The 16,055-nt window shown below is 53.9% G+C and carries 12 protein-coding genes; 1 reads left to right on the top strand and 11 read right to left on the bottom strand.

The genetic code is table 11. From position 1 onward, the window contains the following. From ABD949_RS03010 to ABD949_RS02960, 11 genes are all read right to left on the bottom strand, one after another. Complete coding sequence (locus tag ABD949_RS03010) at nt 1-1,485, bottom strand: sulfatase family protein (protein WP_345240416.1); 1,485 nt, start codon at nt 1,483-1,485, stop codon at nt 1-3. A gap of 94 nt (nt 1,486-1,579) precedes the next feature. Further along, on the bottom strand, nt 1,580-3,751 hold the full coding sequence (locus tag ABD949_RS03005; protein ID WP_345240414.1) for a 3-hydroxyacyl-CoA dehydrogenase NAD-binding domain-containing protein: 2,172 nt from the start codon (nt 3,749-3,751) through the stop codon (nt 1,580-1,582). Between the two features lie 4 nt (nt 3,752-3,755). Then, nucleotides 3,756-4,964 carry an acetyl-CoA C-acetyltransferase gene (locus ABD949_RS03000; RefSeq protein WP_345240412.1) on the bottom strand — a complete coding sequence of 403 codons (1,209 nt, stop codon included), beginning with the start codon at nt 4,962-4,964 and terminating at the stop codon, nt 3,756-3,758. 110 nt (nt 4,965-5,074) lie between these two features. Beyond that, nucleotides 5,075-7,015, bottom strand: a complete 1,941-nt coding sequence (locus ABD949_RS02995) for a polysaccharide biosynthesis protein (protein WP_345240410.1) — start codon at nt 7,013-7,015, stop codon at nt 5,075-5,077. A 150-nt stretch (nt 7,016-7,165) separates the two neighbouring features. After that, a complete protein-coding gene (locus tag ABD949_RS02990; RefSeq protein ID WP_345240408.1) occupies nt 7,166-8,074 on the bottom strand; it encodes a TIGR01777 family oxidoreductase in 909 nt (302 codons plus the stop codon). A 54-nt stretch (nt 8,075-8,128) separates the two neighbouring features. After that, nucleotides 8,129-8,683: a hypothetical protein gene (locus tag ABD949_RS02985; protein WP_345240406.1), complete on the bottom strand. Its 555-nt coding sequence runs from the start codon at nt 8,681-8,683 to the stop codon at nt 8,129-8,131. 110 nt (nt 8,684-8,793) lie between these two features. Continuing rightward, complete coding sequence (rimK, locus tag ABD949_RS02980; protein WP_345240404.1) at nt 8,794-9,696, bottom strand: 30S ribosomal protein S6--L-glutamate ligase; 903 nt, start codon at nt 9,694-9,696, stop codon at nt 8,794-8,796. A 28-nt stretch (nt 9,697-9,724) separates the two neighbouring features. Then, a complete protein-coding gene (locus tag ABD949_RS02975; RefSeq protein WP_345240402.1) occupies nt 9,725-10,264 on the bottom strand; it encodes an ATP-dependent zinc protease family protein in 540 nt (179 codons plus the stop codon). After that, complete coding sequence (gene holB / locus ABD949_RS02970; protein WP_345240399.1) at nt 10,261-11,379, bottom strand: DNA polymerase III subunit delta'; 1,119 nt, start codon at nt 11,377-11,379, stop codon at nt 10,261-10,263. The genes ABD949_RS02975 and holB overlap by 4 nt, the downstream gene beginning before the upstream one ends. A gap of 33 nt (nt 11,380-11,412) precedes the next feature. Next, entirely contained in the window at nt 11,413-12,627 is a 1,215-nt protein-coding gene (locus tag ABD949_RS02965) for a putative sugar nucleotidyl transferase (RefSeq protein WP_345240397.1), read from the bottom strand. Nucleotides 12,628-12,796: 169 nt separating this feature from the next. Further along, nucleotides 12,797-13,036, bottom strand: coding sequence for a type B 50S ribosomal protein L31 (locus tag ABD949_RS02960; RefSeq protein ID WP_345240395.1), 240 nt, complete (start codon nt 13,034-13,036; stop codon nt 12,797-12,799). A 482-nt stretch (nt 13,037-13,518) separates the two neighbouring features. Here ABD949_RS02960 and ABD949_RS02955 point away from each other — a divergent pair, with 482 nt between their 5' ends. Beyond that, on the top strand, nt 13,519-15,996 hold the full coding sequence (locus ABD949_RS02955; protein WP_345240393.1) for a ribonucleoside-diphosphate reductase subunit alpha: 2,478 nt from the start codon (nt 13,519-13,521) through the stop codon (nt 15,994-15,996). Nucleotides 15,997-16,055: the final 59 nt, after the last annotated feature.

Below are 16,055 nucleotides of genomic sequence, written 5' to 3'. Positions count from 1 at the left end.
CTACTTGCTGCTAATATCAAGGGAACCGGCTTTGCGGACGTTCGCCCCATCACGCTTTGTCAGGGCATCGCCTAAATCCTGCCGGGCTGTTTCGGCCAGTTCGAGTAACTGTTTTACAATATCCGGGTGTTGTTCTTTTGTATCGTACGTTTCAGCCGGGTCACGGCGCAGGTCGTATAAGGCGAGGTGAACGGTGTCATTCGGCGTTGCACCCGGGAAGCCGTCATTGCCCGGCAGCGGCATATAGGTGCGGCCTTTGTGGGGTAGCATCAGTTTCCAGTGGTCTTTCCGTACAGCTTCCAGGTCATTTCGGTTGTAGTAGTAAAAGAAATGCGTACGTGGGTTAGCGCCCGGCTCGCCTTTCAGCAGAGGCAGTATATTGACACCGTCAATTTTACGGGTATTGGGTAACGCAGCACCAGTAATAGCGGCCAGGGTAGTGTAGATGTCAATCGTAGCAGCCATTTTGTGGCAGACGGTACCGCCTGGTACCACCCCCGGCCAACGAACAATACACGGGACCCGCTGACCACCCTCCCAACTGGAGCCTTTTCCCTGCCGCAGCCCACCCGACGAGCCGGCATGATTGCCAAAATTGAGCCAGGGGCCGTTGTCGCTGGTAAAGATAACAAGGGTGTTCTCGTCAAGCCTGTTTTTCTTCAGGGCATTAAGCACCTCGCCCACCGACCAGTCAATTTCCTCCATTACATCTCCATATAACCCGATCGGGCTTTTTCCCCGAAACCGTTTGGATGCGGCAATCGGTACGTGCGGCATACTGTGGGGCAGATACAGAAAAAACGGCTGGTTACGGTTCTTCTGGATAAACTGAACGGCTCGTTCGGTATAGCGGGCGGTTAGCAGGGCCTGAGCCTCCAGCGACGTTACTTCGTCTACTTTATCGTTTCCGTCGATCAGGGGCAGCACCGGATATTGGGCGCGGTTAGGGTGCCGGACCGGGTCGTGCGGTTTACCATCATAATAAACCGGCCACATATCGTTGGAGTAGGGGAGGCCGAAGTATTCATCAAAGCCGTGCTGCAGCGGCAGGAACTCGCGTTGGTGGCCCAAATGCCATTTTCCGAAAATCCCGGTGGTGTAGTTCTTCTGCCTGAGCAGTTCGGCTATGGTGGTCTCTTCCGAATGAAGGCCCGTTTTAGCCCAGGGCATCAAGGCACCGGCTATACCGACGCGGTTAGGATAACATCCCGTTAGCAACGCGGCCCGCGAGGCACTGCATACCGCCTGAGCCGCGTAGAAGTGCGTAAACCGCATACCCTCCATCGCCAGCCGGTCGAGGTTTGGCGTATTATAGCCATAGGCACCGTACGAGTTCAGGTCGCCGTAGCCCATATCGTCCATAAATATCAGGACAATGTTGGGCGGCCGTTTCGCGGCCGGTTTACGGATGGACAGAAACGCTCCGAGGGCCAACAGGGTAACAACCGCTAAGACAGAGAGAATGAAAAAGGAGATACGCTTCATACGGTTCAGGGACTAACCAGGAAATCAGGATATAAGGTATTCAGAAGAATAAGGCAATAGGAGACCTCTTTTACTGACGACCTTCTACAGAAACCTAGGCCCGCTTCATTTCGTGGAAGTTTTCTCCATGGTCAGCCAGTTGTCTTAGCCTATCCGTGGGCCGGAAGCGTTCGCCGTAGGTATCGGCCAGCCGGTCGCATTCCCTGACAAAATTGTCTGTACCTACAAACTCCACGAACGATAACGTGCCGCCGGTGTAAGGCGGGAATCCCCAGCCCAGAACAGAGCCTAAATCGGCATCAAGTTTAGTGCGGATAACGCCCTCCTCGAAACAGCGGACGGTTTCGATCGCCTGCCGGTACAACAGTCGTTTTTTGACTTCCTCAATGGCTGGCTGCTGCTCACTGACCGGGAACAGGTCGCTTAGGCCAAGCCACAGGTACTTTTTGCCGTCTTCGGGATACTCATAAAAACCCGCTTTGGCTTTCTTGCCCAGCCGCCCCAGGTCAACAAACGTTTTACCAATCCGGTAGCTGGTATCAGTCTCCTGAAGCACGCCATCGTGAACTGCCTGACCGGAGATTTTATACACCAGGTCGAGCGCTACCTCGTCCGTAACCGCCAGCGGCCCCACCGGCATCCCAGCATCTTTACCGGCGTTTTCGATCAGCACCGGATTGACGCCATCTTTCAGCAGTTCCATGCCTTCGGCGGTGTACGTGCCAAATACCCGGGAGGTATAGAAGCCCCGTGAATCGTTGACGACAATAGGCGTTTTCCGGATCTTCTTCACATAATCCATGCAAAGGGCCAGGGCGTAGTCGGAGGTCTGCCTGCCCATGATGATCTCCACCAGCTGCATCTTATCAACCGGAGAGAAGAAGTGCAGACCGATGAAGTTCTCGGGGTTGGCCGAGGCCTGGGCCAGTCCGGTAATTGGCAGGGTAGAGGTGTTGGAGGCAAAAACGCCGTTTTCGGCGAGCATCGGCTCGGCTCCTTTTGTCACCTGTGCTTTCAGGTCGCGGCTCTCAAACACGGCTTCAATGATGAGGTCGCAGCCCCGGAGGTCTTCTGCCCGATCGGTAGCATGGATCAGGTTCAGTATACCATCCACCTTCAGCGGGTCAACTTTACCGCGTTCAACACCTTTTTTGAGCAGGTTGCGGGAGTAGTCTTTACCCTTCTCGGCGGCAGCGGCAGATACATCCTTCAATACCACCTGAAGCCCGGCCAGCGCCGAGACATAGGCGATGCCGGAGCCCATCATACCAGCCCCCAGGATGCCCACTTTTTTTACCTCCGTCGGCGGTATGTTCTTGGGCCGACCAGCGCCCTTATTGGCCTCATTCATGCCCAGAAACATAGTCTGGATGAGGTTCTTCGCTACGTTTGAGGTAGCTACTTTTACAAAATACCGGCCCTCGATCGTCAGGGCCCGGTCAATATTTACCTGTAGCCCTTCGTACACGCACGACATAATGGCCAGCGGAGCGGGGTAGTTGCCACGGGTTTTGTCCATCAGCATCGCTGTACCGCCACTAAATACCCGCACCCCCATCGGGCTTTGCACGGCTCCACCGGGCACTTTAAAGTTGTCTTTGCCGACGATCTGCCCCGTTTTGCGATCGCGCTCATCCCACGGCTGCAAGGGCGACGGGTTGGCCGCTATCCAGGCTTTTGCTTTTTCCAGAAGCTCCTCCCGACTGGCGGCCAGGTCATTGACAAGGCCTGCCTGCAAAGCTTCTTTGGGGTTCAGCCGCTTGCCTTCTACCAACAGCGGCAGGGCCATCTCCATACCCAGCATGCGGGGTAGCCGCTGGGTTCCGCCCCCACCGGGCAGCAGCCCTATGGTGACTTCGGGCAGGCCGATCTGAGTTTTGGGGGTATCGAGGGCTATGCGGTAGTGGCAGGCCAGACAGATTTCGAAACCACCACCCAACGCGGTGCCGTTGATGGCCGCCACGGCGGGTTTACCGGAGGTTTCCATCGCGCGGAAGATGCGGTTCAGTTCCGCCGATACCTTCAGCATCTCCGCTGGGTCTTTGTCGTTGTTCCGCAGAATCATCTTCAGGTCGGCTCCGGCTACAAATTCGTTTTTGTCGGAGGTAACGATAATGCCCTTTACTTCCGAATCAGCATAAGCCCGTTTCAGCGCTGCTTCAAACTCGGGAATGGACTCGTCATTCAGCACATTCATCGGGGCGCTGGTCATATTCCAGCTTATAATGGCAACGCTTTGGTCAACGGCGTAGTTAATAGCAGCCATGGCGTTAGTTCATTCGTTCGAAAATAGTTGCAATACCCATACCTCCGCCGATGCAGAGGGTGGAGAGGCCAAGTTGTTTGTCAGAACGCTCCAGTTCATCGAGCAGGGTAGCGGAGATAATGGCCCCGGTAGCGCCCAGTGGGTGGCCCAGCGCAATGGCCCCGCCGTTGACGTTTACCTTGCCGTGGTCAACGCCAAACTTGTCCATAAACAGCAGCGGCACCACCGCGAAGGCTTCATTGACCTCAAACAGGTCGATATCGCTGATGCTCATGCCGGCTTTCTTCAAGACCTTTTCAGTAGCCGGCAGCGGCCCTGTCAGCATAATAGTAGGCTCCGAGCCGACAATGGCAAAGGCTTTAATGCTGGCGCGGGGCTTCAGCCCTGCCTTTTCCCCAAATTCACGGCTGCCGACGAGCAGGCCGGCGGCCCCATCGACGATCTGCGACGAGTTGCCGGCATGGTGAACATGATTGATCTTATCGTACTCGGCGTATTTCAGCAGGGCCAGGGCATCGAGGCCCATCTGTCCCATCATCTCAAATGAAGGCTTCAGCTTCGATAGACTTTCGACGGTGGTGCTGGGCCGAACGCCTTCGTCGCGGTCGAGGATGGTGATCCCTATCTCATCTTTGACCGGCACCAGCGTGCGGCTGAAGCGGTTGGCCTGCTGGGCGTCGGTCGCCCGGCGGTACGATTCGGCCGCAAAGGTATCGACATCGTTCCGGCTGTAGCCGTACTTGGTGGCAATCAGGTCGGCGGAAATCCCCTGGGGAACAATGTTGTGCCGGGCCACAATCTGCGGGTTCATGAACAAGGCACCCCCGTCGGAGCCCATCGGCACCCGCGACATCGATTCGACACCCCCGGCAATGATGGCATCGACCTGCCCCGACATCACGTAAGCAGCCGCCATATTAATGGCCTCAAGACCCGATGAGCAAAACCGGTTAAGCTGCACACCCGCCACTGACTCGGCGTAGCCGGCTTCGATTACGGCGGTGCGGGCAATATCGGCCCCCTGCTCGCCGATAGGCGTCACGCAGCCCATGATGACATCATCGACAAGGGAAGTGTCCAGTTCGTTGCGGTCACGCAACTCGCGCAGGACGCTGGTCAGGAGTTGAATGGGCTGTACGTCGTGGAGCGAGCCATCGCTTTTACCCCGGCCCCGGGGTGTGCGGACGGCATCGTAGATGAATGCTTCTGCCATATGATTCTCTGAATTAGTATGCAAGCATACGATTTCTGCAAAGTTATGGCAAAAGAAAATCGGCGCAAGTGAATTGCGTTAATGGAGGAGAGAATTTACTTTTTACTGGATTAGTTGGGGCTAACCGAGCCGGTTACGGAATCAAGCGCTGAGTAGATCGAGTTATTGCTGATAAACTCCGGAACCAGGGTTTTCAAGGTTGCAACCAATTCCATATCGTCACCCAATTGCATCTGCTCGCGCAGTACCTTCAGGGCATCCTCAATGAGGGAGTGGTTGGGCGCTACTACGCGGGCAATCATGATCTTTGGGTTATGCGTAGGCAGCGTAGCTTCGTTGCTGCAGAGCAGTTCTTCGTAGAGTTTCTCGCCGGGGCGCAATCCCGTAACCTTGATCTTAATGTCGTCATCTACCGCAAGGCCAGACAAACGGATCATTTGCCGGGCCAGGTCGGCAATGCGCACCGGCTGGCCCATATCAAAGACGAACACTTCGCCCCCAACGCCCATCACGGCCGCTTCGAGCACAAGCTGGCAGGCTTCGGGAATGGTCATGAAGTACCGGATAATTTCCGGATGGGTAATGGTAACGGGCCCACCGGCTTCAATCTGCTTTTTGAAAACCTGCACCACAGACCCATTGGACCCCAGCACATTACCAAACCGGGTAGCGATAAAGCTCGTGGGGTGCCCACCGGTAGAGCGGTTCAGGCTCTGCACATACATTTCGGCCAGGCGTTTGGTAGCCCCCATTACGTTTGTGGGGTTAACGGCCTTGTCGGTAGAGACCATTACGAACTTTTTCGCCCCGGACTCCAGCGCCAGATCCGCCATTACCTTCGTGCCGAATACATTGATCTTGATGGCTTCGTACGGATGAATTTCCATCAACGGAACATGCTTATACGCAGCTGCGTGGAAGACATAATCCGGCTTGAAGCTGCGGAAGATATGTTGCATCCGGACTTTGTCCGTTACATCGGCAATCTGCGAGATTAGTTCGGTCTCCTGGAGTGCGTAGCTCATACTCTGCCGTAATTCAAAAAGCAGATCATGCAGCGCCGATTCAGCTTGATCGATCAGCACCAGTGTATGTGGTTTATAGCGGATCAACTGCCTCACCAGTTCGCTGCCAATTGACCCCGCAGCGCCGGTGATAAATACGTTCTGCCCTTGTATGGAGGAGTAGAGGTTCTGGTTATTGAGTTGAATTACCGGGCGCCCCAACAGGTCTTCAATGCGTACATCCCGGATTTGCTGTGAACTCAACTGCCCCTGTATCCAGTCCTGCATGGAGGGCACGATTTTCACGGTTACCTGGTGGGGCAGAAACTGCTCTGTTATATCTTTCCGCCGGTCGGTTGATAACTCATTAATAGCCAGGATTAGCTGAACAGGTACTTTTGACGATATTTTCTTAACCAGGGATAAGGCTTCCCGGCGGTTGAAAACCCGGACGCCGTGGACAACGCGGTCGGTTTTGCGGGGGTTATCATCCACGAATCCCAAAATCTGGTATTTCCGGGTACGGTCCTGCTGAAGCGCTTCTTTGGTTTGGATACCGAGAGCACCGGCTCCATAAATCAGAACAGGCATCGCTTCTCCCACAAATCCGGTGAGCATATACCGATATACCCATTTAACCACTATCCGGCTGCCAATCAGCAAAACTGTACTGATAAAATATTCAATAAGCAGAATGGAGATGGGGATGTACAGCGTGGGATTATGCAGTACATTTTTTAAAGCTAACGACCCCATAATGGCCAGGGTGCTACTGACGGTAACGGCCTTGCTGATAAGAACCGTATCTTCCAGACTGGTATGCCGGATGATACCGGAGAAAGAGCGGAAATAAAGAAATACCAGTAACCGGCAGCCCAGCAGCAGGAGCAGGTGAGCGGTATGCCAGTTCAGTAAATCGATGTGGAAATTAAACCGAAGCAGCCAGGCGCTACAAAAAGCCACTATCGTAATGGTAAGGTCAACCAGTAAAACAAATAAGCGAGGAGCTAAACGGTTGTTAGCTTTCACTAATAAGGTATGCAGCATACAAGTACGGTAGTGGTTCCAGTAATAGGCAGCAGCGCTATTGGCTCAGATGGTTAAGTCGGCCTGAGTGGGCTTCAGCAAATATAGTGGAACATAGATGTCAGTCAATTTTTTAGTAAATAAAAATGCTATTTTTGTAGATTAATACATTCACATTAGTTGTTCTAAGGCCGCTGATAAATTGCCGTATTGGTACAGAAAGCCGGTCTCATCCCGAATCCGTTTGTTGAGAACCAGGCTGCTACCCAGGACTGTAATGGCCAGCTCACCAAACATCAGCTTAATGGTAAATGCCGGAATCTTCGGCAGAATCAGCGGTTTGCCTAACACCTTGGCTATTTGACGCGTCAGGGCTTCATTCGTCACCGGCTCCGGAGCCACGGCATTATACACACCTTCCCAGCGGCTGTCGGTCATGGCCTGGGTAAACATCCGGCAGAGGTCATCAATATGAATCCAGGAGATATATTGCTGCCCCGAGCCGATGGGGGCCCCAGCCCCGAGCCGGATCGGCTGCGCCAGTTTTGGCAATGCTCCGCCCGCCATAGTCAGCACCACCCCCGTTCGCAGCTTTACCGTCCGGATGCCGAGAGCCGCTACCTGGTCAACGGAGCGCTCCCAGGCCCGTACTACCTGCGCCATAAAATCGGTCCCGGCCGTGCTGGTCTCCGTCATGGGCTGGTCGCCGGTGTCGGCACCGTAGTAGCCAATGGCAGAAGTGGAAATAAAGGCTTTGACGTGGTGCTGAGTGGTCCGGAGGGCATCGGCGAGTAGTTGGGTCGATTGGGTCCGGCTTTCCAGTATTTCCTTTTTGCGGGCGTCGGTCCAGCGTTCATCGGCAATACCGGCTCCGGCCAGGTGGATGATGTAATCGGCGGTAAGGATAGCCTGCGGGTCCAGCGTGCCCTTTTTTACATCCCACTGATATACCTTGACATTCGCTATGGGTTTGGTGGAGCGGCTAAGGTAGGCGACCTGGTAGCCCTGTTCCTGCAAGAGTTGGGTTAAGCGTTGTCCGATGGTTCCGGTACCACCGGTGATTAATACGGTTTGACTCATGATGGGTAGTGTAGTTTCCAGAACAACCCGCCATGTACCGGATTTGTTAGCCAATCAGGCGCTCCAGCGCTGTGGTATAGTCAACTGCCGGGCGTAGTAGGCTGCACAGGAGTTATGGACGCGGGGCAATAGCCGGTTTACGTCACCCTCAAACTCAATAAAGTAATCCGGGTCCAGTTTTGTCAGTTTTTTCAGCATCTGCTCGGTCCGTTTGGCAATGTACTGGGCGGCCTTGTCGGTCCGGCTGCCGTAGTGGCGCAGAGTTTCCATATGGTGGTCGTAGAACGTGTTGAGCAGGTACAGGCTCAGTTCCACATCGCCGTATTTGTCCTTGGTCACTTTGACATGCCGGCTGATATAGCCGCTGGCGGTGCGCATATCCATCATCACCCAGCCCGCCGAATCCTGCTTTAATTTTGCGGTACGGTCAATAAACTGTTTGATAGCATCCCGCCGTTCGTTGGTTGTGGTGCTGCCCTCTATCAGTTCAAATTGCAGCCGTTCGGTCAGCAGCGGGTCTTTGGTGATGAGCCGGAGCAATAGTTTGTCTTTTTCGCCGGCCGGCATCCGGACAATGGCTTTCTTCAGTTCAGGGTCGAGTGAAGGCATTCTTTACGTATTAACGTTCCAAGTTTCGCGTTTCAAGTTAAACAGAACAGTTAACAAGTTCGCATCTCAATTGAAACCTGGAACCGCCGGTCGGGCCCGTTGAAACCTAATTAGACTCCAACGGTGTCCCCCTCATCAGCGCGAATTTTTTCTTCAATGTAACCGATGATCTGGCCGGCGACATCCAGGCCGGTAGCTTTCTCAATGCCTTCCAGACCCGGAGACGAGTTGACTTCAAGCACCAGCGGCCCCCGGTCGGAGCGGAGCATATCCACGCCGGCGACCTTTAGCCCCAGGGCTCTGGCCGCGTTAACCGCCGTCTGCTCTTCCTCGGCCGTCAGCAAAATGGCTTTGGCGTTGCCGCCCCGGTGCAGGTTGGAGCGAAATTCCCCTTCAACACCCTGCCGCTTCATAGCCCCCACTATATGACCGCCAACGACAAAGGCCCGGATGTCAGACCCTTTAGCCTCGGCAATGTACTCCTGAATCAAAACGTGTTTCTTCAAGCCGTAGAATGCCTCAATGGTTGACTTAGCTGCTTTAGCCGTTTCGGCCAGTACCACGCCAATTCCCTGGGTACCTTCCAGCAGTTTGATAACCACCGGCGGACCACCAACCAGCCGAATTAGCCGATCGATTTCTTCCGCATGATTGGCAAATACCGTTTTGGGTAAACCTACGCCGGCGCGTGACAAGACCTGAAGGCTGCGCAGTTTGTTGCGCGACCGCATAATAGCCTGTGACTTGGCGGTTGTGAAGACTTTCATCATCTCAAACTGCCGGACAATGGCGCAGCCGTAATCGGTTACGGAAGCACCGATACGTGGGACGATGGCATCAATCTGGTCGAGCACCTCGCCTTTATATAGAATGGACGGACTGTCGTTTTCAATAATAACCTGGCAATCCAGGTGGTCTACGACCAATGACTCGTGGCCGCGCTGTTGAACGGCCTCGACCAAACGTCTGGTTGAGTACAGACCCGAATTGGTCGATAATATGGCAATACGCATATACTATGCTGGGAAGTCGGTTGATTGGTTAATTAGTTGACGGTCCGCCGTAGCGGCTAGCTCCTGCCGTAGGGTTTACCTCACGAAGTTTAGAAAGGGGGATGTTGTTCTTTCCAGATTCGTGCGAAAGGTTTTTTTGTGAGACATCCACGATAAACCGGTTGCGGAGGAGTTTGCGGCCCAGCAGGACAGGGTACCGCATCCGCTCCCGGTCAGCGAGGGTAAATTCAGCCTTTATGATTCGTCCGAAAAGAACAATCCGGGTTTTAATGACGAACCGCTTTTCGGCTACACCAAAGGAGTTACGGATGATTCGTTGGGTAAAGGTATCACTGTAGAATCGTTTTTCTATAGCACCGGCCTGCCCCATTACACAAAAACTTAACCGGCTTTGCAAGCCAGCCCGTTCCAGCCGTACATCTTTGCAATGAAGCGCCGATGTAAATGCTCCAGTGTCAATTTTGGCCTCTACGTTGAATAGCTCCAGGTCAGGAAAATCGACAATATCGGTCATACCGATGACTTGCTTGGGCTTTGGCGTACGAGGTTTACGGATGCGTGATTTCATGCACCGGCGCGAATCAGACGACTGAATGTTAATGACAGGTCGAGCATGACCATCTTGGCGCGGGCGTTCCGTTCCAGATGATAGACGGCTTCGTTCAGGTCAGCAATAATATGCTCCAGGTGATTGGTGGTAAGTACTTTCGAAAAATTTTTCACAAACGTCAGTTCTTCGTCGGGCAGTCGAATCAGTTGCTCGGCACCTTCCTTCCACAAAAATAAGTCGCGGCACAGGCACAGGCTATAGTCGAGCAAACCTTTCTGCTTTTCCTTGCTAAAACCGTCGAAAGCCTCCGCCTGTTTCACCAGACTGACTAAATCCTGCTTGTAGCAGGTGCGCATCCACTCCGAAAACCAGCTGTGGCGGTCGTCGGTCTCCACGTTAATGAGCCGGAGGGCTTCGGCCAGGTTACCGTCGGCCAGGTAGGCTAGGCGCCGGGCTTTTGTTTCATCCAGGTTCTGATGCTCCCGCAGATGGGTAGCCACCTCGGTATCCGTAAATGCCCGCACGGCTACCCGCTGGGTCCGGGAGAGAATGGTAATCAGCAGCTTGTCGGGCTGGTTGGTCACCAATAGAAACAAGGTGCGCTCGGGGGGCTCCTCCAGTACCTTCAGCAGGGCGTTGGCCGAGGCTATATTAAGCAGTTCGGGCAGCCAGATGAGCATCACCTTATAGGTCCCTTCGTAGGCTTTCAGCGACAGCTTTTGCAGGATATTCCTTGACTCTTCGACCGAGATGTTTCCCTGCTTATTGTCAGCCCCGATATGATCGAGCCATTCGGGCAGGGTGCGGTACGGGTTTTCCAGCAGCCACTTCCGCCAGTCGACGAGGTAAGCTTCGCTGGTTTTTCCTTTGCTGGTGTTGGCCACCGGATACACCATGTGCAGGTCGGGATGGACCAGCTTCTGAATTTTAATGCAGGACGCACACCGCCCGCAGGCATCGTCAGCCTGTCGGTCTTCGCAATTAACATACGTAGCCAGGGCCAGCGCCAGGGCCAGGTTGGCACTGCCCGGCGGTCCGTCGAAGAGCTGCGCGTGGGCCAGGTGGTTGTTCTGCACCGCCCGCACCAGCGCCTGCTTCGTTTCTTGATGGCCTATGATTTCGCTGAAAAGCATCTGTACAACGGATTTGTAATCCGTTTAAAATGTCTAAGAATTCAATTGTCCCGTTGTACTCGGCTTTAACGGATAGCAAATCCGTTGTACCTCCCGCAGAATCGCTTCATCCTCCGCCGTAAACTCCACATCCCGGCGGCTGACGGTTTCGTACACAACCTGGAGGGCTTTTTCCAGGCGGTACTCAGTATAGCCTTCGGCGGCACCGCCCCAGGTAAACGAGGGGATGTGCTTGTCCTGAAAACCGGCACCGAATACATTGACCAGAACGCCTACTACGGTACCCGTATTGAACATGGTGCTGATGCCGGCTTTGGTATAGTCGCCCATCATCAGTCCGCAGAAAAGCAGCCCGGTGTCTTCCAGTTGCCCGGTGGCGTAACTGTGCAGCTTAACGTTGGTGAAATCGTTCTTGAGGTTCGAATTATTGGTGTTCGCGCCCAGATTGCACCATTCACCGATGACCGAGTTACCCAGAAAGCCATCGTGCGCCTTGTTGCTGTAACCGAACAGGACAGAGTTACCAAGTTCGCCACCAACTTTGCAGTAAGGGCCGACGGTGGTGTTGTTCCGCATTTTGCCGCCCCAGTTTACGGTCGCGTGGTCGCAGAGCGCAAATGGACCAATCATAACCGTGCCTTCGCTGATGGTAGCATCGCGGCCAATGTAGATGGGTCCCGCTTCGGCGTTCAGCACGGCCGCCCGGATTTTGGCGCCTTCTTCCACAAAGATATTCTCGATACCATAGCAACGCGTGTGCGGGTCGGTGATGGGTTGCGACTGACGGTCTTTGGTTATGAAGGCGAAGTCGGCCCGGATTTGCTCGCCGTTTTTCAGGTAGATGTCCGGCATCTGGCGGATAATCGTCAGCGGTGCTTCGTACGTCCCGGCTGTAAACTGGTCAGGCAATGGCGTTTGCTCTAGCGCTTGGTCGGTACGGACGGCCAGCAGCAGGCCATCGGGGGTGACCAGGCTTTCCTGGAGTTGCAGGTAGCTGATAGCCGTAACCAGGGCATCGGTTGGGCATACCGCTCCATTTATATATAGGTTATCATCGCCCGGCTGCTGGGGAAACTTGGCTTGCAAGTACGGCTCTGTCAGAAACGAGGCAGCCGTATTCAGCCTGGTGGCCCACTTCTCAGCGATGGTCTGGATGCCGATCCGGATGCCGGCTACCGGTCTGGTAAAGGTGAACGGCAGTAGGTTGGTACGGATGGTGGGGTCGTCGAATAAAATCAGGTTGTACATACGATTTGGAATCGGTCTGCAAATATCTGATTTGATTCGGAGTTTTTGGTTATTAATGAATTGTTAAGGCGGGGCACAGGATAAGTTACTCGACTATGCGCCCGTAGAAAAGCACGAAACCCATCAGATTGCTCCGATGGGTTTCGTTGAATGCCTTTTGCGACAATTCTTACTTGCCGTAACGCTTGCGGAACTTGTCGACGCGGCCCGTGGTGTCGAGCAGCATGTTCTTACCGGTGTAGAACGGGTGCGACTGCGAGCTTACTTCAATTTTAACGAGCGGATAGGTCTGGCCTTCAAACTCGATGGTATCTTTTGTCTGGATCGTAGAGCGCGTTACAAACTTGTAATCGCTTGACAGATCGTGGAAAACCACTTCGCGGTATTCCGGGTGAATGCCCTTTTTCATGGTATTGTTCTGATTGCTTTGCCGTTATTTCGGTTTCCGACCGAAAAGGATTGCAAAATTACGAGGTTTTTGGCTGGTATCCAAGCCTATGCATCAGGAAATTGTGCAATAGGATAGATACCTTACCGCTCCCTAAATTTCATTGAATTTCACTGGCTTCTTCTGGTAAAAATTCTATTTTGTTGATCAAACGCACTCATTTACAGCTTATTAAACGGAGCTTTTCTCACGCTTAATAAAATTGCTACGAAGTTTTTTAGTCTGATGTTTTAGTAGGGTAATGGTAAGTGGCTAACTACGAACTCGTAACAATTTCTTAACATGTAATCCGGGTTTCACTTTTCAAAGCTCCCGGCTTTCTGGCGAACCAACGCGGTTGCTTTTTCGTCCTATTCGGCAGTACCTTTAGCAGAACGACACGAGAACACTATTCTATTTTTTCATATAATTCTATAACACAAATATAAACCACCCGCACGCTCATGTATGTAATCAAACGCGACGGCCGCCGGGAGTCGGTTAAGTTCGACAAAATCACGGCGCGAATCGAGAAGCTGTGCTACGGCTTGGACCCCACCTATGTGCAACCCATTGAAGTGGCCATGCGGGTCGTTTCAGGAATCTACGACGGCGTTACCACCGCCGAACTGGATAATCTGGCGGCCGAAACGGCGGCTTCGATGACGACAAAGCACCCGGACTACGCCATTCTGGCCGCCCGGATCGCTATCTCGAACCTGCACAAAAACACCAACAAGTCGTTCTCCGGCACCATCAAACGGCTGTACACGTACATCGACCCGAAAACGGGCGAAAATGCCTCGCTGATCTCCAAAGAGGTATACGACGTGGTACGCAAGAATGCCGCCCTTCTCGACTCGACGATCATCTACGACCGCGATTACGGCTACGACTATTTCGGCTACAAAACACTCGAAAAGTCGTACCTGCTGAAAATCGACGGGAAGATTGCCGAGCGTCCGCAGCACATGCTCATGCGCGTAGCGGTGGGTATCCACCAGAAGGATATCAACGCGGCCATCGAGACGTACAACCTGCTCTCCGAGAAGTGGTTTACGCACGCGACACCAACGCTGTTCAACGCCGGTACGCCGAAGCCGCAGATGTCGAGCTGTTTCCTGCTGACGATGAAGGACGACTCCATCGAAGGTATCTACGATACGCTGAAGCAGACGGCCAAAATCTCGCAGTCGGCGGGTGGCATTGGTCTGAGCATCCACAATGTGCGGGCAACGGGTACGTATATCAAAGGCACCAACGGTACCTCCAACGGTATTGTGCCGATGCTGCGTGTGTTCAACGATACGGCCCGGTACGTAGACCAGGGTGGTGGCAAGCGCAAAGGCTCCTTTGCGATCTATCTGGAGCCGTGGCATGCCGACATTTTCGAGTTCATGGATCTGAAGAAGAACCACGGCAAAGAGGAACTCCGCGCCCGCGACCTGTTCTATGCCCTGTGGGTGCCCGATCTGTTCATGAAGCGCGTAGAGGATAACGATAGCTGGTCGCTGTTCTGCCCGCACGAGTGCCCCGGTCTGGCCGATACCTACGGGGATGACTTTGAAGCCTTGTACACCCGGTACGAGCGCGAAGGCCGCGCCCGCAAGACGGTGAAGGCGCAGGACCTGTGGTTTGAGATTCTGGAGTCGCAGACGGAGACCGGTACGCCGTACATGCTGTATAAGGATGCGGCCAACCGGAAGTCGAACCAGAAGAACCTCGGCACCATCAAGTCGTCGAACCTGTGTACGGAGATTATCGAGTACACTTCGCCCGACGAAATTGCCGTGTGTAACCTGGCGTCGATTGCCCTGCCGAAGTTTGTCAACAAAGGACAGGATGGCGTTTTGCGTTTCGATCACCAGAAGCTGTATGAGGTAACCATGACGGCTACCCGCAACCTGAACAAGATCATCGACGTCAACTACTACCCGGTTGAAGAGGCTCGTCGGAGCAACATGCGCCACCGGCCGATCGGTCTGGGTGTGCAGGGTCTGGCCGATGCCTTTATCATGCTCCGGATGCCGTTTGAATCCGACGAAGCGCGTCGCCTGAACGAGGACATCTTCGAAACCATTTACTACGGCTCGATGGTAGCGTCGATGGAACTGGCTAAGAAGCACGGTCCATACGAGACCTGGAAAGGCTCACCCATTTCGCAGGGGATCTTCCAGTTCGATATGTGGGAACAGGATGGCGTACCCGTAAAGCCGAAATCGGGCCGCTGGGATTGGGATAGCCTGCGTAAGGAGGTGGTAAAGTACGGTGTACGCAATTCGCTCATGCTGGCCCCAATGCCAACCGCATCGACCTCGCAGATTCTGGGCAACAACGAGTGCTTTGAGCCGTATACCTCCAATATCTACACCCGTCGCGTGCTGTCGGGCGAGTTTGTGGTGGTGAACAAGCACCTGCTGAAAGACCTGGTGAAGCTGAACCTCTGGAACGACAGCATGAAGAACATGCTGATTGCCGCCAACGGTTCGGTTCAGAACATCCCGAACATTCCGCAGCACATTAAAGACCTGTACAAGACGGTTTGGGAGATCAAGCAGAAGCACATCATCGACATGGCCGCCGATCGGGGTGCCTACATCTGCCAGTCGCAGTCGCTGAATATCCACCTTCAGGACCCGAACTTCGGCAAGCTGACATCGATGCACTTCTACGCCTGGAAAAAGGGCCTGAAGACCGGTATGTACTACCTACGCACCAAGGCCGCTGCCGATGCCGTGAAGTTTACGGTAGAGAAGCAGGCCGAGCCACAACTGGAGCCTGCTATGGCCGAAGTAGCACCGGTGGAAAAGCCGCTCAACTACGAGCAGTACGCCAAGGAGCACGCGCCCGCTACTGCTCCAGTCGTCAATGAAGATTTCAACTACTCCGCCATGCAATGCTCGCTGGATGACCCTGAGGGGTGCGAGATGTGTGGGAGTTAAGCAAGTTGGGGAAATTAGTATTCCGGAAGCGGTAGGACATCCTACCGCTTCCTTTATAT

It is taken from the genome of Nibrella saemangeumensis, from assembly GCF_039541915.1.
GTDB classification, from domain to species: Bacteria; Bacteroidota; Bacteroidia; order Cytophagales; family Spirosomataceae; genus Nibrella; species Nibrella saemangeumensis.
The sequence above is the reverse complement of the archived record's forward strand: the minus strand, read 5'-3'. Positions and strand labels throughout refer to the sequence as shown.

Bases quoted from the DNA above. Each gene is read 5' to 3' on its own strand.
- ABD949_RS03010 (WP_345240416.1), bottom strand. From the start codon at position 1,485: ATGAAGCGTATCTCCTTTTTCATTCTCTCTGTCTTAGCGGTTGTTACC.
- ABD949_RS03005 (WP_345240414.1), bottom strand. From the start codon at position 3,751: ATGGCTGCTATTAACTACGCCGTTGACCAAAGCGTTGCCATTATAAGC.
- ABD949_RS02955 (WP_345240393.1), top strand. From the start codon at position 13,519: ATGTATGTAATCAAACGCGACGGCCGCCGGGAGTCGGTTAAGTTCGAC.
- ABD949_RS02995 (WP_345240410.1), bottom strand. From the start codon at position 7,015: ATGCTGCATACCTTATTAGTGAAAGCTAACAACCGTTTAGCTCCTCGC.
- ABD949_RS02975 (WP_345240402.1), bottom strand. From the start codon at position 10,264: ATGAAATCACGCATCCGTAAACCTCGTACGCCAAAGCCCAAGCAAGTC.
- ABD949_RS02985 (WP_345240406.1), bottom strand. From the start codon at position 8,683: ATGCCTTCACTCGACCCTGAACTGAAGAAAGCCATTGTCCGGATGCCG.
- holB (WP_345240399.1), bottom strand. From the start codon at position 11,379: ATGCTTTTCAGCGAAATCATAGGCCATCAAGAAACGAAGCAGGCGCTG.
- ABD949_RS02990 (WP_345240408.1), bottom strand. From the start codon at position 8,074: ATGAGTCAAACCGTATTAATCACCGGTGGTACCGGAACCATCGGACAA.
- ABD949_RS02965 (WP_345240397.1), bottom strand. From the start codon at position 12,627: ATGTACAACCTGATTTTATTCGACGACCCCACCATCCGTACCAACCTA.
- rimK (WP_345240404.1), bottom strand. From the start codon at position 9,696: ATGCGTATTGCCATATTATCGACCAATTCGGGTCTGTACTCAACCAGA.
- ABD949_RS02960 (WP_345240395.1), bottom strand. From the start codon at position 13,036: ATGAAAAAGGGCATTCACCCGGAATACCGCGAAGTGGTTTTCCACGAT.
- ABD949_RS03000 (WP_345240412.1), bottom strand. From the start codon at position 4,964: ATGGCAGAAGCATTCATCTACGATGCCGTCCGCACACCCCGGGGCCGG.